Genomic DNA, 20400 nt, shown 5'->3' on the forward strand with positions numbered 1-20400 from the left:
TTACGAATTGGCGTCGGCATCGGCGTTACCGCCCGCCTCTTCCGTCTCTTCCGGGCCGGCGCCATTGTCGGCGTCGCTCTCGACGATGCGCTGCAGGCCGGACAGCTTGGTACCCTCGTCGACGTTGATCAGCGTGACGCCCTGCGTGGCCCGGCCCATTTCACGGATTTCACCGACGCGGGTACGGATCAGCACACCGCCGGTGGTGATCAGCATGATTTCGTCTTCCGGCGAAACCAGCGCCGCCGCCACGACGCGGCCGTTGCGCTCGCTGGTCTGGATCGCGATCATGCCCTTGGTGCCGCGGCCGTGTCGAGTGTACTCGGCGATCGGCGTGCGCTTGCCGTAACCGTTCTCGGTCGCGGTCAGAACGCTGCCACGCCCGCCCGCCTCCGCTTCCTCGGCGGATTCGGCGGGCGCAACCAGCATGGCGATCACGGCCTGGCCGTCCTCCAGGTTCATGCCGCGCACGCCTCGTGCCTGGCGGCCCATGGGGCGCACGTCGTTTTCGTCGAAACGCACCGCCTTGCCGGCATCCGAGAACAGCATCACGTCATGCTGGCCGTCGGTCACGGCAGCACCGATCAGGTAGTCGCCCTCGTCCAGGTCGACGGCAATGATGCCGGCCTTGCGCGGGTTGGAGAACTCGGTCAGCGCGGTCTTCTTGACCGTGCCGCGTGCGGTGGTCATGAAGATAAAGTGCTCGGCGTCGAACTGGCGCACCGGCAGGATCACGTTGATCTTTTCGCCGTCAGACAGCGGGAACATGTTGACGATCGGACGCCCGCGCGAGTTGCGGGAACCCTGCGGCACTTCATAGACCTTCAGCCAGTACAGCCGGCCGCGGTTCGAGAAGCACAGGATGTAGTCGTGGGTATTGGCCACGAACAGGGTGTCGATCCAGTCGTCTTCCTTGGTTGCCGTCGCCTGCTTGCCGCGCCCGCCGCGCTTCTGCGCGCGATACTCGGAGATCGGCTGGCTCTTCATATAGCCGCTGTGCGACAGGGTGACCACCATGTCCTGCGGCGTGATCAGGTCCTCGGTGTCCAGCTCGGTCGCGTTCAGTTCGATCTGCGAACGGCGGTCATCGCCGAACTCGGCGCGGATAGCGGTGAGTTCATCGGTGATGATTGCAGTAATGCGCTCGGGACGGGCCAGGATATCCAGCAGATCGGCGATTTCCGCCATGATGTCGCGGTATTCCTGGACGATCTTGTCCTGCTCCAGCCCGGTGAGGCGTTGCAGGCGCATTTGCAGGATTTCCTGCGCCTGGCCGTCTGACAGCTTGTAGAGGCCGTCGGCCTGCATGCCGAACACCGCCGGCAGGCCGTCCGGCCGGTACGATGCGCGCCCCCCGGGGGTCTCGCTCTCGGCACGTGCAAGCATCTCGCGCACCAGGCCGGAATCCCAGGCCTTGGACATCAGCTCCTGCTTGGCGATCGGCGGCGTGGGCGCGGCCTTGATGATGGCGATGAACTCGTCGATATTCGCCAGCGCCACGGCCAGGCCTTCCAGCACATGGCCGCGTTCGCGCGCCTTGCGCAGCTCGAACACGGTGCGGCGGGTCACGACCTCGCGGCGGTGCGCGAGGAAGTACTCCAGCATCTGCTTCAGGTTCAGCAGGCGCGGCTGGCGGTCGACCAGCGCCACCATGTTCATGCCGAAGGTGTCCTGCAGCTGGGTGTTCTTATACAGGTTGTTAAGAACGACCTCGGGGACCTCGTTGCGCTTGAGCTCGATCACCACGCGCATGCCCGACTTGTCCGACTCGTCGCGGATATCCGAGATGCCTTCGATCTTCTTTTCCGTAACCAGCTCGGCGATGCGCTCAAGCAAGGTGCGCTTGTTCACCTGGTAGGGCAGCTCGTCGACGATGATCGCCTGGCGCTGGCCCCGGTCGATATCCTCGAAGTGCGTCTTGGCGCGCATGACCACGCGGCCGCGGCCGGTGCGATAACCTTCGCGCACACCCTGGATGCCATAAATAATGCCGGCGGTCGGAAAATCCGGAGCCGGAATCAATTCAATCAGTTCATCCACCGTCGCCTGCGGATTGCGCAGCAGATGCAGGCAGCCGTCGACGATTTCATTCAGGTTATGCGGGGGGATATTGGTGGCCATACCCACTGCAATACCCGAGGAACCATTGATTAGCAGATTGGGAATACGGGCCGGGAGAATAGAAGGCTCTTTTTCGGAGCCGTCATAGTTGCTGTCGAAATCGACGGTTTCCTTGTCGATGTCATGCAGCATCTCGTGGGCGATTTTCGACAGGCGGATTTCGGTATAACGCATGGCCGCGGCGTTATCGCCATCGACCGAACCGAAATTGCCCTGCCCGTCCACCAGCATGTAGCGCAGGGAGAAGTCCTGCGCCATGCGGACAATGGTGTCGTATACAGCAGTGTCACCGTGCGGGTGATACTTACCAATCACATCCCCGACAATACGGGCCGACTTCTTGTACGGACGGTTCCAGTCGTTGTTGAGCTCGTGCATCGCAAACAGCACGCGCCGGTGCACCGGTTTCAGGCCGTCCCGCACATCGGGAAGCGCGCGCCCGACGATCACGCTCATGGCGTAGTCGAGATAGGAGCGGCGCATTTCCTCTTCGAGGGAGACCGGAAGGGTTTCTTTTGCGAATGGATCCATTGCGGCGTGGTTTATGCGGCAGGTTTAAGCGAATGACAGGCCCTTTTGCACGTGGCGCCGGCAGGCGCCTGACGGCTGGGCAACGTGCCATTCTAACATGCCGGCATCCCCGACTTACCGCCCTCGGACAGCCTCGCCGGAGCCAGCCGGCGGCCTTGCCCGAATCCCGGAAACCCTGATGCCACAAGGCTTTGCGGGCGACACAAGACCTATGTTGCACAAACACCACAGGCCCAAAACCCATGGGGCGAATCGAATATATTTACTTCTTAGGAAACGACCCTTGTGGCACAATTCCCCAGCGAAGAGCCAGACATTGTTCGAAGTGGAGCATACACCACATCGAGAATGTTATACTCCGAAGAATGTATGACTTGTTTTCGTCCATTTGCTCGCAGTAACCCTGCGGTGATCTCATCCTGAGAGGAGAAATATGAAAAAATTTGCCAAGCTCGCGCTCGTTGCAGCTACCGCAGTAATGGCTGCATCCGCTCAAGCCCAGTCCGTCCCCTACGAAAAGAAGGCAGTGAACGATAACTGGGGCAACGGTACGAGCGAGTACGTGTGGAAGAATGGCACGAACGAGCTCTGCTGGCGCGACAGCTCCTGGACTCCGGCCACCGCCAACGCCCTGTGCGACGGCGCGCTGGCTCCCGCAGCCCCGGCACCGGCACCGGCCCCGGTGGCTCCGCCGGTCGTGTCGAGCGAGAAGGTCACTTTCGCTGCTGACACCCTGTTCGACTTCGACAAGGCTGTCCTGAAGCCGGAAGGCAAGGCCAAGCTGGACGACCTGGTCTCGAAGCTGCAAGGCATCACCCTGGAAGTCATCATCGCCGTTGGCCACACCGACTCGTTCGGCTCGGACAAGTACAACGATCGCCTGTCGATCCGCCGTGCTGAATCGGTCAAGGCTTACCTGGTGAGCAAGGGCGTTGAAGCCAACCGCGTCTACACCGAAGGCAAGGGCAAGCGCCAGCTGAAGGTCGACCCGAAGTCGTGCAAGGGCAACCGCAAGGCCCAGATCGCCTGCCAGCAGCCGAACCGCCGCGTGGAAGTCGAAGTGGTCGGCACCCGCAGCGCACGTTAATCGGATCCTTTCCGATCAAGAAAGCCCAGCGCAAGCTGGGCTTTTTTTTTGATACAGTTGCCCACACACCTCCTCCGCCGGCGTGGGCAGTTGCCGCCGGCCCGCATACGATGACGTTGCCCTCCCAGACCCTGTCCACCCATCCCGATCCGCTGCGCCGGAACGCCGACCCCAAGGAAATCGACAAGTTCAGCGAGCTCGCCCACCGCTGGTGGGATCCCGAGAGCGAGTTCAAGCCGCTGCATGAACTCAATCCGCTGCGCCTGGGCTGGATCGACGGCATTGCCGGACTGGCGGGCAAGCGCGTGGTCGACGTGGGCTGCGGCGGCGGCATCCTGTCCGAGAGCATGGCGCGCCTCGGTGCGACCGTGCGCGGCATCGATCTCTCCGGCAAGGCGCTCAAGGTCGCGGACCTGCACAGCCTGGAGTCCGGCGTTGCCGTCACCTACGAGGAAATCGCGGCGGAAGCGCTGGCGGCGCGCGAGCCGGGCAGCGTGGAGGTCGTGACGTGCATGGAGATGCTCGAGCACGTACCGGATCCGGCCTCGATCGTGCAAGCCTGCGCGACGCTGGTAAAGCCGGGCGGCTACGTTTTCTTCTCGACCATCAACCGCAACCTGAAGGCCTACCTGCTGGCCATCGTGGGCGCCGAGTACGTGCTGAACATGCTGCCGCGCGGCACGCACGATTATGAAAAATTCATCACTCCGTCGGAACTGGCGCGCTTCGCCCGCAACGCAGGGCTTGACCTGATCGAGATGCGCGGCATGACCTACAACCCGCTGTCGCAGGTCTATGCGCTCGGCCGCGACACGGATGTGAATTACATGATGGCGTTCCGCCGGGTGTCGGCATGAGCGGGGGCATCGCAGGCGTCTTCTTCGACCTCGACGGCACGCTGGCGGACACGGCGCCCGACCTGGCCGCCGCCGCCAACCGGCTGGTCGTCGAGCGCGGCCGCCCGCCGGTGGCGTATGAGAAGCTTCGGCCCGTCGCCTCGCATGGCGCGCGCGGCCTGCTCGGCGCGGCGTTCGGGCTGGTGCCCGACGATGCCGACTTTCCGGCGTTGCGGGATATCTTTCTCGACTATTACGAAGCCGACATCGCCGTGCACACGCGCCTGTTCGACGGCATGCCGCAAGTGCTGTCGGCGCTCGAAGCAGCGGGCATCCCCTGGGGTATCGTCACCAACAAGATTGCGCGTTTCACGGTGCCGCTGGTCGCCGCCATCGGGCTGGCGCCGCGCGCCAGCGCAGTGGTCAGCGGCGACACCACGGCCCACGCCAAGCCCCACCCCGCCCCGCTGCTGCACGCCGCCGCGAGTGCCGGTGTCGACCCACGCCGCTGCGTGTACGTCGGCGACGACCTGCGCGACATCCAGGCGGGCAAGGCCGCCGGCATGATGACGGTCACGGCCGCCTATGGCTACTGCGGCGACGGCGAGCCGCCGGAGGCATGGGGCGCCGACCACCTGGTGCGCCATCCGGCCGAACTGATCCCGCTGCTGGTCCCCGTCGCGGTCGGCTAGCGGCGTGGCGGCCAGCGCACAGCTGGCGGCCATGGAACTCCCCGAGACACTTTCCATCCAACCGGGTACAATCCAGCTTCTTCTCACTGGGGCCGACCTGGTTTCGACGTGGGTTACAAAGCAGTGGAGGGCATACCGAGGACCCGTCACCTCGTTAATCAATGGGAATGCAATAACTGCTAACGACGAACGTTACGCACTGGCAGCCTAAGGGCCGCCGTCCTCGCACTGGCTCGCTGACGGGCTAGGGTCGCAAGACCACGCGAGGTCATTTACGTCAGATAAGCTCCGGAAGTGTCACGGGTCCGGGGACGAAAATTTAGTGACTCGCCGTCGTAGAGCGTGTTCGTCCGCGATGCGCCGGTTAAATCAAATGACAGAACTAAGTATGTAGAACTCTCTGTGGAGGGCTTGCGGACGCGGGTTCGATTCCCGCCGGCTCCACCAGTCAACACTTCGGAGACCTCCATCTCCGAAGCCCGGGAAACCCGTGATGACCAGCGTCTTCACGGGTTTTTTGTTTCCGGCGCACGCGGCGCGGCATGATCGGTTTCCGAGGTGACAACCGGGCGATCAGCCATTCCCATGACTGCGCGATACTACGAGACCAGCCCGGTGGCATCGAGCGGACTCGCAAATATCGTCGCAACGTTCTCGATGAACTACCATTAGCGTTCGCCGAACCGGGAAAGGCGACCGCCGCGCATTGGCGGCGGCACAGCGTTTCCTCGGGCATCCGGACGATTACAATACCCCGCCGAAGTCCTCCACATCTCTCCCCATGTCCGACTATCCCCGCTATACCATCAACCGCGCCATGGTCGCGCTGGTTCCGGAACAGCCGTTCCTGGACTGGATCCAGGCGGTCGATCCACAGCCGGTTGCCGGTCTCACGCTAGAGCAGGTGCGCGAGGACCAGAGCGTGTTCCTGCTGCCCGAAGAACTCGCGGATACGCACGCCAACGCGGTCCACTGGGTCGAGAAGCGCTGGCAGGAGTTCTTCGAATTCATGCTGGGCGAATGGTTCGACGATTCGCTATGGCCCGAGACCCTGACGCTGGAGATGTTCCGGGAGTGGTTCAGCGTACGCTACCACTCCATGGTCTTCGACATGGCGCCAGATGCGCCGATGATGCACGATGATTGGGACGAGGACGACGACTCGTCGGAGATGTTGCATTAGTCCTGCCCGCGCAGGGCACGGGTATTGCATCAACGGGCCGCCGTGGCCCGTTTTTCGTGTCCGCAAGCTGCTGAGCAGCGGTGACATTGTCAGCCTGGGCGCCGCAACTGCCGAAATTTTCCTAACGCATTCGGAATTTTCCGGTCATGGGCACAGAGCGGTACGACTAAAGTTGGCTCGTCCTTCAACCGCAAGGCAGCGCCGACTGCAGCGAACCCGAACTTCGCGCGGTCACAGCCGGCCTCCGCTACTGCCGACACCTATGCACATAGCCCTACCCATCGCCGCTCGCCTGCTCCGTGCGCTCAAACGCGGGCTAATGCTCGCCGCCTGCCTGGCAGCCCCGAGCCTCGCTCATGCCGACTGCACTGCCACGCCTGCCATGCCCTACCTCCAGACCATGAACAACATGGCGGTAGCGGTTAACCTGCCGGTGGGGAGCACCATTCCCGGCACGACGCGCTACTACACATTCACCGGCGCCTGTACCGAGAAACCGCCTGCCGTGGTAGCCGGCGCGCCCATCATCTCCTGCTACTACGGATCAGGCAGTGAAGTCATGCCTGGCGTCTATTCGACCGGTGTGGCCGGCATCGGCATCCGCTTGCGCAACGCCGCAGGGCAGCCGATGACCAATGCGAAAGGCATCAACTGCGATACGCGGACGGCCAACCTTGGCAGCCTGAATAACGACTTGACCTATTCCGTATCGGTATCGGTTGAGTTCGTCAAGACGGGCCCAATCGCAGGCGGCGATCTTGACCCAACCCAGACACGCTTTGGCTTCGGCGTGTACCAAGGCTCGCTTTCAGGCGCGCTCGGTGGCGGCTACGTCAACTACATCGGCTTTTCGGGCAATGCCTCGCCACGTGAGATTGCCTGCACAGTCAACTACCCCGCCGTGGTGACGTTGCCCAATGTCAGCGCCCGCACGCTGGCCACACAAGGCGCCGCCGGTAATACACCCTTCTCGATCCAACTGACCTGCAGCGGGGCTGCCATCGTCGGCCTGACGCTGGACGGCGGGGGGAGCACGCCGGTGCAGTCGGCACCCAATGGCATCCTCGGCATCGCTGGCGCCGGCACAGGCGGCGTGGCCAGCAACGTGGGCGTGCAGATCGTCGACGCCATCGGCAGCGCGCCCGTGCCGCTGCAAGTACGGAATGCCATGGGCAACGTTGCCGCCAACGTGCCTTCCACCTACCGCTTCGGTGCGCGCTATGTCTCGCTGGGGGGCGCGCCATCGCCTGGCAGCGTGTCGAGCGCCATGATATTTACGCTCGACTACCAGTAAACGAAACGCTGCGTCGCCAGCCTGCCGTCAAAGGAACCGGTCCAGCAGCTTGCGGCTGTGCTTGTCCAGCGCCATCAGGTCACGGATCAGGTAATGAATGCCGTGGCTGTCGGACACCATCAGCGTGTTGCCTGACAGGCGACGGATCGCTTCTTCCCCGCGCAGCACGAGAGAGGTACGCCCGCGATCAGTCTGCACGGTCCATACGCTCGGCGTGGCAAAGGTCGACACCTCAACGATGCGCTCGATCTCCGGCATGAACTCGCGCGATGCGAGTTCTTCTTCGATCATCCTGCGCTCGTTGGCGGGAAGGGCCTCAAGCCGCGGAATCCACACCACCTCGTGCCCATCGGCGCTCATCATGCCGATGCCGCCTTGCGGCGCGGAGATCGGAAAGGCCCGCACCGGCACCACCCCTTCATAGATCGTGCCGTCGCCATGGTTCAGCGTCAGGCGGCCAAACGGATTGCGCGACAGCGTGAAGGCCGCGCTGGCTGCGGCATTGGTGTCCGCCAAGGTCATATCAGTGGGCATTGGCCACCTCCGGCAGTTCGGTCACGGCTTCGCGCTCGTCGTCATCCTCGGTATCGACGTTACGCGCCTGCGCCTGGTACAGCTTGAAGTAAGCGCCCTCGCGCAACAGCAGTTCGTCGTGGCTGCCGACTTCGACGATCTTGCCGCGGTCCATCACCACCAGGCGGTCGGCCTTGCGCAGCGTCGACAGGCGGTGCGCGATGGCGATGGTGGTGCGGCCTTGCACCAGGTTGTCGAGCGCCTTCTGGATTTCCTTCTCGGTCTGCGTGTCCACCGATGACGTCGCCTCGTCCATGATCAGGATGCGCGGGTTGATCAGCAGCGCACGCGCGATCGAGATGCGCTGGCGTTCGCCACCCGACAGCGCCTGGCCGCGCTCCCCTACCAGCGAGTCGTAGCCGTGCGGCAGGCGCAGGATGAACTCGTGCGCATGCGCGGCGCGCGCGGCAGCGATGATCTCCTCGCGCGTGGCATCCGGCTTGCCGTAGGCAATGTTGTCGGCGATGGTGCCGAAGAACAGGAACGGCTCCTGCAACACCAGGCCGATATGGCGGCGGTACTCGGACACCGGCAGCGAGCGGATGTCGACGCCGTCGACACGGATCGCCCCCTCGGAAACATCGTAGAAGCGACAGATCAGGTTGACCAGCGTGCTCTTGCCCGAGCCGCTGTGCCCGACCAGCCCGATCATCTCGCCCGGTGCGATCGACAGGTCCAGCCCGCGGATCACCGCCCGGTTGCCGTAGCGGAAGCCCAGGTCGCGCATGTCGATGGCGCCTTCGACCTTGTCGAGCTTGGTCGGACGCACCGGCTCCGGCACGCTCGAGACGTGGTCGAGGATGTCGAAGATCCGCTTGGCCCCCGCCGCGGCCTTCTGCGTCACCGAAACGATGCGGCTCATCGAATCGAGGCGCGTATAGAAGCGGCTGATATAGGTCAGGAAGGCAACCAGCACGCCCACGGTGATGGCGCTGTGCGATACCTGCCAGATGCCGAACACCCATACGATCAGCAGCCCGATCTCGGTCAGCAGGGTCACGGTCGGCGTGAACAGCGACCATACCGCGTTGACGCGGTCGTTGATGGCCAGGTTGTGCTTGTTGGCCTCGCGGAAGCGCGTCACTTCGCGCTTTTCCTGCGCGAAGGCCTTGACCACGCGGATGCCGGGGATGGTGTCGGCCAGCACGTTGGTGATCTCCGACCAGATACGGTCGATCTTCTCGAAGCCGTGCCGCAGGCGGTCACGCACCAGGTGGATCATCCAGGCGATGAACGGCAGCGGCACCAGCGTCACCAGTGCCAGCCACGGGTTGATCGAGACCAGGATCACGGCCGTCATCACGATCATCAGCACGTCGGTGGCGAAGTCCAGCAGGTGCAGGGACAGGAACACGCAGATGCGGTCGCTTTCCGAGCCGATGCGCGCCATCAGGTCGCCGGTGCGCTTGCCACCGAAATATTCCAGCGACAGCTTAAGCAGATGTTCGTAGGTCGTTGTGCGCAGATCCGCACCGATGCGCTCCGACACGCGTGCCAGCAGATAGGTACGCGCCCATCCCAGGCTCCATGCCACCAGCGCGGCGCCAAGCAGGCCCCCCAGGTACATGCGCACGCGGTCGTAATCGATCGGTACCCCGTTCTGGTACGGAATCAGCACCTTGTCCATCAGCGGCATGGTCAGGTACGGCGGTACCAGCGTGGCGCCGGTGGACAGCACCGTCAGCAGGAAACCGGCCAGCAGCTGCCAGCGGTAGGGCCGGGCAAAGCGCCACAGGCGCAGTAGCGCCCAGGTCGACGGTGGCGTTTCCAGCTCGCGGTTGCACTGCGGGCACTCCTCTTCATCCGGGGGCAGCGGCGCCTTGCAGGTCGGGCACGCCACTTCGCCAGGCTCGCCAATTTCGGTAGCGGAGGTGGCATCGCGGCGCATCTCGAACTGGTCGGCCAGCCGCAGCGCGGCAGGATTGTAACCAAGCGTATATCGCCAGCTGGCCAGCCGACCCTTTGGGCCGGCCAGTTCGAGGGTGCCGACCCCCGCATGATCGGTATGGGAAAGGCGCAGTTCGGGCGAGATGTTCCATTCCCGCACATTTTTTTCACCTGGCGGGCGGGCAACGATGCGCTGGTCCGTCACAACCAGCCACCCTTGGGTAAAATGCAGCCTCGCGTCGAGGTCCAGCACCAGTCCGGCCAGGACGTATTCGCCGGGACGGAGCCACGTTCCGGATTCGGCACGCCACGGCTCGTCGGCGGGGAAGGTGTTGAGTGGCAGGGAGGACTGGGTCATGGATGGCGCAGCATGCAGCGTCCAGGGGAAAAGGACATAACTTGAAACAAATTTAGGCCGGGCGCCCACTGGCTGCCCGTGAATTCGCCCGCAGTATACATAACGACGTAAATAACAGCGAACCCGCGGGTTGCCTTGATGCACTGCACAAACACTTTTAATCGAAGAAAGTCAACCTGTACTAAGCTGTAACGTTATTGAAAGGTTAGGCTTCCATTTCTCGGGCGTTCCGCCCACTGCCTCAAGCAAATTCAATGAAAAAGAAGGACATTGAGATTTTCGATGTCATGTCGCTGCGCGGCCCGAATATGTGGACATATCGGCCCGTGCTGGAGGCATGGGTCGATATCGGGGAACTGGAGGACTTTCCCTCCAACACGATTCCGGGGTTCTACGAGCGCCTGTCGGCATGGCTGCCCTCGCTGATCGAGCATCGCTGCAGCATCGGCGAGCGCGGCGGCTTCCTGCAGCGCCTGAAGGAAGGCACCTGGCCCGGCCATATCCTGGAACACGTGACGCTTGAGCTGCAGAACCTGGCGGGCATGCCCGGCGGCTTCGGCAAGGCGCGCGAGACTCCGGTGCGCGGCGTGTATAAAGTGATCGTCCGTGCCTGGCACGAAGAAGTCACCCGCGCCGCCCTGTTCAGCGCGCGCGACCTGGTCATGGCCGCGATCGAGGACCGTCCCTTCGACGTCCCCGCCGCCGTGGACAACCTGCGCCGCCTGGTCGACGAGCACTGCCTCGGCCCCAGCACCGCATGCATCGTCGATGCCGCCGACGACCGGGACATCCCCGCCATCCGCCTGTCGGACGGCAACCTGGTCCAGCTGGGCTATGGCGCGCGCCAGCGCCGCATCTGGACGGCCGAGACCGACCGCACCAGCGCCATCGGCGAAAGCATCTCGCGCGACAAGGACCTGACCAAGAGCCTGCTGGAGTCGTGCGGCGTGCCGGTGCCGGAAGGCCGCATGGTCGACTCGCCCCAGGACGCCTGGGACGCCGCCGAAGACATCGGCGTGCCGGTGGTGGTGAAGCCCTACGACGGCAACCATGGCCGCGGCGTCTTTACCAACCTGGTCACCCGCGAGGAAGTCGAGACTGCCTACGCCGTGGCGCTGGGCGAAGGCAGCGGCGTCATCGTCGAGCGCTTCATCCCCGGCAACGAACACCGCCTGCTGGTGGTGGGCGGCCGCATGGTTGCCGCCGCGATGGGCGAGACCGCCTGCGTGGTCGGCGACGGCAAGTCCACCATCGACGAGCTGATCGAGCTGCAGATCAATTCCGATCCGCGGCGCGGCAGCACCGAAGATCACCCGCTGAACCGCGTGCGCCTGGATGCCGCCGCGCGGCTGGAGCTCAAGCGCCAGGGCATGGATGGCAGCTCGGTGCCGGCGGAAGGCCGCACCGTGCTGATCCAGCGCAACGGCAACGTCGCCTTCGACGTGACCGACCGCGTCCACCCGAGCGTGGCCGCGCATGCATCGCTGGCCGCGCGTGTGGTCGGACTGGACATCGCCGGCGTGGACCTGGTGGCCGAGGACATCTCGCGCCCGCTGGCCGAACAGCGCGGCGCCATCGTCGAGGTCAACGCCGGTCCGGGCCTGCTGATGCACATCAAGCCGGCCGAAGGCACGCCGCGTCCGGTTGGCCGCGCCATCGTCAACCACCTGTTCCCCGAGTCCGAGCAGGACGACTGCGGGCGCATCCCGGTGGTCGGCGTGACCGGCACCAACGGCAAGACCGTGGTGGCGCGCCTGGTCGCGCGCCTGCTGCAGCTGTCGGGCAAGCAAACCGGCCTGGCCAGCAGCGACGGCCTGTTCCTGGACCGCCGCCTGGTGCAGGGCGGCGACCGCGCCAACTGGGACGCCGGCCACCGCATCCTGATGAACCGCGCGGTCGAGGCCGCCGTGTTCGAGAACGACAGCGGCAGCATCCTGTCCGAAGGCCTGGTCTATGACCGCTGCCAGGTCGGCGTGGTCACCAACTTCGACCAGCCCGACCACCTCGGCGACTACTACGTCGAGGACGAGGACCGCATGTACAACGTGCTGCGCACGCAGGTCGACGTGGTGCTCAAGGATGGCGCCGCGGTGCTGAATGCGCGCGACGAGCGGCTGGTCGAGATGGCCGAGCTGTGCGACGGCGACGTGATCTTCTTCGGCCTGACGCCCGAGCTGCCCGCGATCATGTCGCATCGCGCCGCAGGCAAGCGCGCGGTGTATGTGCGCGAAGGCAAGATCGTGCTGGCCGTCGGCAGCAAGGAAACGCCGCTGGTCGACGTGGCCGCGGTGCCGCTGACCTACGCCGGCCGCGTGGCGTTCCAGGTCGAGAACGTGCTGGCGGCCGTCGCCGCGGGCTGGGCGCTGGGCATCTCCAACGACCTGATCCGCGCCGGCGTGGTGACGTTCGACGTCGGCCAGGTCGACGTGCCTGGCCGTTTCACGCTGTTCGAGCGCAACGGCGCCACCGTGGTCGTCGACGACGCCCACAACGCGCCCGCGCTGGAAGCGCTGGCGGCCGCGCTGGACCGCTTCCCGTCCGAACGCCGCATGGTCGTCTACGGCGCCGGCGTGAAGCGCCGCGATGAAGACCTGGTGCGCCAGGGCAAGGTGCTGGGCCAGCATTTCGACCGCGTCTTCCTGTGCGAAGACCGCAGCGTCAAGCGCGACCTGCCCGATGCCGAGGCGCGCGCGCTGCTCAAGCAAGGGCTGTACGAAGGCCGCCGCGTGACCAAGATCATCGACGAAGGCGCACGTGCCAATGCCATCGAGACCGCGCTCGGCCAGCTGGTGCCGGGCGACCTGCTGGTGCTGCAGTGCGACGAGGCCGCCACCGCGGCCACCGTCGACCTGGTGCACCACTGGATGGGCCAGCCTGCGCGCCGCGCCTGACGCGGCGCCCGAACACAGCGCATAGAAGACACGGAACCGTTCCATGGAAGTCTCCCGTATCCGGGCCCTGCGGGGCCCGAACCTGTGGTGCCGCCACACCGCCATTGAAGCCATCGTGGCCTGCCAGGACACCGCCGACATGCTGTCGGACCTGCCCGGCTTCGAAGACCGGCTGCGCGCGCGCTTTCCCGAGATCGGGCCGCTGCGCCCAGACGAGGAATCGGGCGAGCTCTCGCTCGCGCACGTGCTGGAAGTCGCCGCGTTGCGCCTGCAGGCGGCCGCCGGCTGCCCGGTCACGTTCAGCCGCACCGCGCAGACGGTGGAGCCCGGCACCTACCAGGTGATCGTGCAGTACAGCGAGGAAGAAGTCGGCCGGCTCGCGTTCGGGCTGGCCGAGGCCCTGTGCCTGGCCGCGCGCGACGACTCCGCCTTCGACCTGGCCGACGCGCTGCATCGCCTGCGCGACCTGGACGAAGACGTGCGCCTGGGGCCCAGCACCGGCTCGATCGTCTACGCCGGCGTGGCGCGTGGCATCCCCTACCGGCGCCTGACGCAGGGCTCGATGGTGCAGTTCGGCTGGGGCAGCAAGCAGCGCCGCATCCAGGCCGCCGAGACCGACCGCACCAGCGCCGTGGCCGAATCGATCGCGCAGGACAAGGAACTGACCAAGAGCCTGCTGCACGCCGCCGGCGTGCCGGTGCCGCTGGGCCGCTCGGTGCGCAGCGCCGAGCAAGCCTGGGCCGCCGCGCAGGAAATCGACGCCCCGGTGGTGGTCAAGCCGCGTGACGGCAACCAGGGCAAGGGCGTGGCGGTGCGGATCCGCACCCGCGAGGAAGTGATGACGGCCTACGAGGTCGCCTCGGACATCAGTTCCGACGTGATCGTCGAGCGCTACATCCCCGGCCATGACTTCCGCCTGCTGGTGGTGGGCAAGCAGCTGGTGGCGGCCGCACGCCGCGACCCGCCGCAAGTGACCGGCGACGGCGTGCACACCGTGCGCCAGCTGGTCGAGGAAGTGAACCGCGATCCGCGCCGCGGCGAAGGCCATGCCACCTCGCTGACCAAGATCCGCTTCGACGATATCGCGCTGGCCGTGCTGGCCAAGCAGAACCTGACCGCCGACTCCGTGCCGGCCAAGGGCACGCGCGTGGTGCTGCGCAACAACGCCAACCTGTCCACCGGCGGCAGCGCCACCGACGTGACCGACGACGTCCACCCGGACATCGCCGCGCGCGCCGTGGCCGCGGCGCAGATGGTGGGCCTGGACATCGCCGGCGTCGACGCCGTGTGCGAGACCATGCTCAAGCCGTTCGAGGAACAGGCCGGCGGCATCGTCGAGGTCAACGCCGCGCCGGGCCTGCGCATGCACCTGCAGCCGTCGTACGGCAAGGGCCGCGCGGTGGGCGAGGCGATCATCTCGACCATGTTCTCCGATGGCGACGATGGCCGCATCCCGGTGGTGGCCGTCTCCGGCACCAACGGCAAGACCACGACGGTGCGCCTGATCACCCATATCATGGCCACCAGCGGCCTGCGCATGGGCATGACCGGCACCGACGGCGTCTATATCCAGGGCGAGCGCATCGACACCGGCGACTGCAGCGGCCCGCGCAGCGCGCGCAACGTGCTGCTGCACCCCGATGTCGACGCGGCCGTTTTTGAAACCGCGCGTGGCGGCCTGCTGCGCGAAGGCCTGGCCTTCGACCGTTGCGACGTGGCCGTGGTGACCAACGTCGGCGAAGGCGACCACCTGGGCCTGTCGTACATCAATTCGGTGGAAGACCTGGCGGTGCTCAAAAGCGTGATCGTGCAGAACGTCGCGCCGCACGGCATGGCCGTGCTCAACGCCGGCGACCCGATGGTGGTGCGCATGGCCGACGCCTGCCCCGGCAGCGTGACCTTCTTCGCGCACGATCCGAACCAGCCGGCGATGGCCACGCACCGCGCGCAAGGCAAGCGCGTGGTCTTTGTCGACGGCGCCGAGATCGTGGCGTCGGAGGGCGATACCCAGGTGCGCATCGCGCTGGCGGAGATCCCGCTGACTCGCAACGGCACCATCGGCTTCCAGGTCGAGAACGCGATGTCGTCGATCGCCTCGGCGTGGGCGCTGGGCATCGACTGGGCCATCATCCGCCGCGGCCTGGCCACCTTCGTCAATGACGCCGCGACGGCTCCCGGCCGCTTCAACGTGTTCGACTACAAGGGCGCCACTCTGATCGCCGACTACGGGCACAACCCGGACGCGATCCAGGCATTGTGCAACGCGGTCGAGACCATGCCGGCCGGCCGCCGCGTGGTCGTGATCAGCGGTGCCGGCGACCGCCGCGACGAGGACATCCGCCGTCAGACGCAGATCCTGGGCGGCGTGTTCGACGAAGTGGTGCTGTACCAGGACCAGTGCCAGCGCGGCCGTGCCGACGGCGAGGTGCTGGCGCTGCTGCGCGAAGGCCTGCAGGGCGCGCAGCGCACCAGCCAGGTCGAGGAAATCCGCGGCGAATTCCTGGCCATCGATACCGCGTTGTCGCACCTGAAGCCGGGCGACCTGTGCCTGGTCCTGGTGGACCAGGTGGAAGAGGCGCTGGGGCATATTGCCGGGCGCATCGCGCAGGGCTGAGCGCGCGGGCCGGCAACGGCCCGCATTGCCGAAAAGAAGAGCCAGCTCTCCGGAGCTGGCTCTTTTGCTTTGGCAGCGGCGCGGCTCAGTGCCTGCCCGGCAGCGACAGCTTGCGCTCCAGCATATGCTGCAGCCCGGACAGCCCGGTGCTCAACACCCAGTAGATCGCCGCCACCGCCAGGTACAGCGGCAACGGCTGGTATGTCGCCGCGATGACCTCCTGCGCGGTGCGCAGCAGTTCGGTCACCGTGATCACCGACACCAGCGACGTATCCTTGATCAGGCTGATCAGGCTGTTCGACAGGCTCGGCACCGCCAGCCGCAGCGCCTGCGGACCCACCACGTAGCGCAGCGCCTGCGCCGGCGTCAGCCCCAGGCTGTACGCCGCCAGCCATTGGCCCCGCGCCACGCCGAGGATGGCGCCGCGCATGCTTTCCGACAGGTACGCCCCCACGTTCAGGCTCAGCGTCAGCACGCCGGCCGGCGTGGGCTCCAGCGCGATGCCGACGCCCGGCAGCCCGTAGTACACGACGAAGATCTGCACCAGCAGCGGCGTGCCGCGCATGATGCTGACGTAGGCGCGCGCCACCGCCTTGAGCGCGCGGCTGTGGCTGATGCCCATCAGCGCGACCACGGTGCCAAGCACCAGTCCGAACACCATCGACCACAACGCGAACTTGATGGTCAGCAGCGTGCCCTGCAGCAGCACGGGCAGGGAATCGATGACGAGCTGGAGAGCGGACATGGGCGTGGCGGCGGACTGAAGGTAATAAAACAAAGCGGCGCGGCAGCCCTGCAGGCCGCCGCGCCGCGACATGATACCGCCCGCCTCGCGGGCCGGCTTAGTTGATCCGCTTACTTGATGCGCTTACTTGATGCGCTTAGTTGACCGGCTTACTTGACCGGCTTGCCGGCGGGCTTGGTCACGTCGGTGCCAAACCACTTCACCGACAGCTTGCCAAGCGTGCCGTCCTTGCTCAGGTCTTCCAGCGCGTGGTTGATGGCCTGCGCGAACTTGGGATTGTCCTTGCGGAACGGGATGGCCACCTGCGTGGTCGCGCCCGCCACGATCGCGCCCGCCCGCAGCGGCAGGTTGGCGGTCTTGACCAGGTAGGCGACCATGAGCCGGTCATTCAGCGCGGCGTCGACGCGCTGTGCCGCCAGGTCGCGCAGGTACTCGGGCGCGCCGGGATAGGTCTTGACGTCGATGCCGGCCACCGACTTGGCCAGCTCGTTGTAGTTGCTGCCCAGGCTGACGCCGAGCTTGTGGCCCTTCAGGTCTTCCAGCGACTTGAACTGGCGCTTGTCGTCCTTGCGCTGGATCAGCTGCGCATCCGAGTAGACGTAGGGCGTGGAAAAGTCCAGCACCTGCTGGCGCTGCGGCGTGACGTTGACCTGGTTGACGATCACGTCGAACTTGCCTGCCTGCAGTCCGGCAATGATGCCGCTCCATTCGGTGGTGACGAACTCGGGCTTGACCCCCAGCTTGCCTGCGACCGCGCGCGCGACATCGACGTCAAACCCTTCCAGCTCGTTCTTGGCGCCGCGGAAGCCGAACGGCGGGTACGTGCCCTCCAGCCCGATCTTGAGCACGCCGGCCTGCTTGACGGTGTCGAGCAGGTCGGCGGCATGGGCCGCGGTGGCCGCCAGGCCGGCCCCCGCCATCAGCGAGGCCGCCAGCAGCGACTTGAACCAGCCAGTACGAATCGATCGCATATGTTCTCCAGTGGATGCGGATAGGCAGTAAGTGGGCAGGCAACGCCGGCTGGCCTCTCGTGGAAGGCTGCCGGCCGGTTGTGCTGCTATGAGCCTATATCGGGCTCTACACTACCGCAAACGCTATCGATGGCGAAATAACGATTCATTATGGCTATATAACCGCCGGGGCGATGCATCCGCCACGGCGGCTATGCCCTTCGCCGTTACTGGTAGGCCTTGTCGTTGGGCGCCGCGAACAGTGCCTTCATGTCGGCCGACAGCGGGTAGTTCATGTTGATGTTGCGGGGCGGGATCGGCGACATGAACCACTTGTTGTAGAGCTTCTCCGCGCGGCCGCTGGTCTGCAGGTCGGCGATCACGCCGTCGGCCAGCTTCTTGAACGAAGGGTCGTCCTTGCGGAACATGCAGGCGTAGTTCTCGATCTGCAGCGGCGCGCCGACCACCATCCAGTCGCCGGCGCTCTTGGCCTTGGTGCGCTCGCCATACAGCAGCGGCTCGTCCATGACGAAGGCCGCAGCGCGGCCGCTTTCCAGGATCAGGAAGGACTGGCCATGGTCCTTGGTGCTGATCAGGTTCATGTTCATCGCCTTCTCGCCGTTCATCTTGACCAGCAGGCGCTCGCCGGTGGTGCCGGCGGTGGTGACCACGTTGCGGTCCTTCAGGTCGGTGAACTCCTTCACGCCCGAGTCTTTCTTGGTCAGCATCTTGATGCCGTAGACGAACAGGCTGTTGGAGAACGCCACCTGCTTCTGGCGCTCCAGGTTATTGGTGGTGCTGCCGCACTCGATATCGATGGTGCCGTTCTGCACCAGCGGGATGCGGTTCTGCGAAGTGATCGGCGTCAGCCGCACCTGCAGGTTCGGCATCTTCAGCTCGCTCTTCACCTTGTCGACGATCTGCAGCAGGATCTCGTGCGAGTAGCCCATCACCTCCTTGCCGTCGGTGTACGAAAACGGGATCGACGATTCGCGGTAGCCCAGCGAGATCACGCCGCTGTCCTTGATCTTCTTCAGCGTGTCGCCGTCGGCAGCCTGGGCCGCGCCGGCGGCCAGCAACAGCGTGGCAGCCGCGAGCATACGTCGGGTGGCAAGGCGGGTGTGCAATGGTTTCATGTCGCGCTCCTTGTAGTGGGGCTTGGTCATTGAGGCTCGTTTTCTCGAGGTAATGCGGTAATGCGAACTCATGGGTACTGCAGGAACCATTGCTTCATGCCGCTGCGCTACGCGCGCGCGGCATCGAAATCCGCGGCGTCGAGGGCCGGGCGCCGCCCCGCCAGCCGGTCGGCCAGCAGGCCGGCGCTGCCCATCGCCAGCGTGAAGCCCAGCGCGCCATGGCCCAGGTTCAGCCACAGGCCCGACACGCGCGACGGCCCGATCAGCGGCAGCCCGTCCGGCGTGGCCGGACGCAGGCCCGCCCACGGCTGCAGCTGCGCCAGCGGCAGGTCCGGCACGATGCCGTCGAACAAGGCGCGCGTCTGCGCCACCAGCGTGCCGACCCGCTCCGGGTCGATGCGGGTGCCGCCGCGCACCAGGTCGGCCATGCCCGCCACCCGCAGTGTATTGCCGATCCGCGCGTAAACGATCTTGTTGGCGAAATCCGTCACGCTGATATGCGGGGCGCGCGCGCCACTGGCCAGCGGTACGGTGATGCTGTAGCCCTTGAGCGGCCACAGCATCGGCCGCACACCCAGCGGACGCAGCAGCGGCACGCTGCCGATGCCGCCCGCGACCACGACCGCGTCGGCCGGCACCTCGCCGGCATCGGTGCGCACCCCGGTCACGCGTCCGCCCTGCTGCTGCAGTCCGTGCACCACGGTGCCGAAGCGCAGCGACACGCCAGTGCGGCCGCCGCCGTGTTGCAGCAACCGTGCCAGCGACACGCAGAAGCGGTGGCAGTCGCCCACCTCCTCGCTCGGCGTATAAATGGCGCCGGCGATCTCTTCGCGGATGCCGGCCAGCGCGGGCTCCAGCGCGACGCAGGCATCGCGGTCCAGCGCCTGCTGCTCGCAGCCCAGCCTGGCCTGGTAATCCAGCAGCCGGCAGGCCGAGGCGAACGCCGCTTCGTCGCGGTGCACTACCAGCTTGCCGCGCCGCGCAAAATCGAAGCCGAAGCCGCTGTCCTCGTGCTCGTGCTGCGCCACGAACGCCTGCAGCTGGTCGCGCGAATAGAAGCCCAGGCGCAGCAGCTTGCGCGTGGTGGCCTCGCTGGTGCCGGCATTGCAGGCGCCCATGAAGGCCGCCAGCCAGCGCCATTGCGCGGGATCGGCCACCGGGCGGAAGCGCATCGGCGAATCGCGCCGCAGCAGCCAGCCCGGCACCTTGCCCATCACGCCCGGCCCGGCCAACGGCGCCACGTAGCTGTAGCTGAGCTGCCCGCCGTTGGCAAAGCTGGTTTCCTCGCCGGGACCCTGGTGCCGTTCCAGCACCGTCACCTCATGCCCGTCCTGGGCCAGGCGCCACGCCGTTGTCATGCCGACCACCCCGGCGCCCACGATCACTACCCGCATTGACTTCCTTGTTGCATCAAAAGACCGATGCCAGAGGGTAGATCAGCGGGGCCGGCTTGCCCAATGCGAATACGTGCCAGAATATGTCTTCAGGCTATGGATGGCCTG

Annotated in this window: 14 protein-coding genes and 1 other RNA gene; 8 read left to right on the forward strand and 7 right to left on the reverse strand. The window is 65.7% G+C overall.

Annotation, left to right across the window (positions count from 1 at the left end; all coding sequences use genetic code 11):
• The gene (gene gyrA, locus ACAD63_RS18330) at positions 1 to 2652 is read right to left on the reverse strand and encodes a DNA gyrase subunit A (protein WP_133094003.1); all 2652 of its coding nucleotides are present in this window, start codon (positions 2650 to 2652) and stop codon (positions 1 to 3) included.
• A gap of 433 nt (positions 2653 to 3085) precedes the next feature.
• Here gyrA and ompA point away from each other — a divergent pair, with 433 nt between their 5' ends.
• From ompA to ACAD63_RS18360, 6 genes are all read left to right on the forward strand, one after another.
• Positions 3086 to 3739: an outer membrane protein OmpA gene (ompA, locus tag ACAD63_RS18335; protein WP_029045719.1), complete on the forward strand. Its 654-nt coding sequence runs from the start codon at positions 3086 to 3088 to the stop codon at positions 3737 to 3739.
• A gap of 110 nt (positions 3740 to 3849) precedes the next feature.
• Positions 3850 to 4596, forward strand: a complete 747-nt coding sequence (gene ubiG, locus ACAD63_RS18340; RefSeq protein WP_133094002.1) for a bifunctional 2-polyprenyl-6-hydroxyphenol methylase/3-demethylubiquinol 3-O-methyltransferase UbiG — start codon at positions 3850 to 3852, stop codon at positions 4594 to 4596.
• Entirely contained in the window at positions 4593 to 5267 is a 675-nt protein-coding gene (gene gph / locus ACAD63_RS18345) for a phosphoglycolate phosphatase (RefSeq protein WP_133094001.1), read from the forward strand. The genes ubiG and gph overlap by 4 nt, the downstream gene beginning before the upstream one ends.
• A gap of 88 nt (positions 5268 to 5355) precedes the next feature.
• Positions 5356 to 5714: a transfer-messenger RNA gene (ssrA, locus tag ACAD63_RS18350) on the forward strand.
• Between the two features lie 334 nt (positions 5715 to 6048).
• Positions 6049 to 6450: a hypothetical protein gene (locus ACAD63_RS18355; protein WP_133094000.1), complete on the forward strand. Its 402-nt coding sequence runs from the start codon at positions 6049 to 6051 to the stop codon at positions 6448 to 6450.
• A 400-nt stretch (positions 6451 to 6850) separates the two neighbouring features.
• Positions 6851 to 7744 carry a fimbrial protein gene (locus ACAD63_RS18360; protein WP_255519762.1) on the forward strand — a complete coding sequence of 298 codons (894 nt, stop codon included), beginning with the start codon at positions 6851 to 6853 and terminating at the stop codon, positions 7742 to 7744.
• Positions 7745 to 7771: 27 nt separating this feature from the next.
• Here the strand turns inward: ACAD63_RS18360 and ACAD63_RS18365 are convergent, their stop codons facing one another.
• Together ACAD63_RS18365 and ACAD63_RS18370 are read right to left on the reverse strand one after the other, a co-directional pair.
• Positions 7772 to 8278: a DUF1854 domain-containing protein gene (locus ACAD63_RS18365; protein WP_240745930.1), complete on the reverse strand. Its 507-nt coding sequence runs from the start codon at positions 8276 to 8278 to the stop codon at positions 7772 to 7774.
• Complete coding sequence (locus ACAD63_RS18370) at positions 8268 to 10562, reverse strand: ABC transporter ATP-binding protein (RefSeq protein WP_434033117.1); 2295 nt, start codon at positions 10560 to 10562, stop codon at positions 8268 to 8270. Before ACAD63_RS18370 ends, ACAD63_RS18365 begins: the two co-directional genes overlap by 11 nt.
• Positions 10563 to 10816: 254 nt before the next feature.
• Between ACAD63_RS18370 and cphA (ACAD63_RS18375) the strand changes: the two genes are divergently transcribed.
• The gene (cphA, locus tag ACAD63_RS18375; protein ID WP_135704770.1) at positions 10817 to 13453 is read left to right on the forward strand and encodes a cyanophycin synthetase; all 2637 of its coding nucleotides are present in this window, start codon (positions 10817 to 10819) and stop codon (positions 13451 to 13453) included.
• Positions 13454 to 13496: 43 nt separating this feature from the next.
• A complete protein-coding gene (gene cphA, locus ACAD63_RS18380; protein WP_135704768.1) occupies positions 13497 to 16067 on the forward strand; it encodes a cyanophycin synthetase in 2571 nt (856 codons plus the stop codon).
• 85 nt (positions 16068 to 16152) lie between these two features.
• On the opposite strand, the gene ACAD63_RS18385 is transcribed toward cphA (ACAD63_RS18380), so the two are convergent.
• The 4 genes from ACAD63_RS18385 to ACAD63_RS18400 form a co-directional block, all read right to left on the reverse strand.
• A complete protein-coding gene (locus ACAD63_RS18385; protein WP_133093995.1) occupies positions 16153 to 16812 on the reverse strand; it encodes an amino acid ABC transporter permease in 660 nt (219 codons plus the stop codon).
• A 149-nt stretch (positions 16813 to 16961) separates the two neighbouring features.
• Entirely contained in the window at positions 16962 to 17783 is an 822-nt protein-coding gene (locus tag ACAD63_RS18390; protein WP_133093994.1) for a transporter substrate-binding domain-containing protein, read from the reverse strand.
• 206 nt (positions 17784 to 17989) lie between these two features.
• Complete coding sequence (locus ACAD63_RS18395) at positions 17990 to 18898, reverse strand: glutamate/aspartate ABC transporter substrate-binding protein (protein ID WP_135706219.1); 909 nt, start codon at positions 18896 to 18898, stop codon at positions 17990 to 17992.
• 107 nt (positions 18899 to 19005) lie between these two features.
• Positions 19006 to 20292 (reverse strand): D-amino acid dehydrogenase, encoded by a 1287-nt coding sequence (locus tag ACAD63_RS18400; protein WP_135704766.1) that lies wholly within the window; start codon positions 20290 to 20292, stop codon positions 19006 to 19008.
• Positions 20293 to 20400 lie beyond the last annotated feature (108 nt).

It is taken from the genome of Cupriavidus sp. a3 (assembly GCF_051015765.1).
Classification (GTDB): domain Bacteria; phylum Pseudomonadota; class Gammaproteobacteria; order Burkholderiales; family Burkholderiaceae; genus Cupriavidus; species Cupriavidus oxalaticus_A.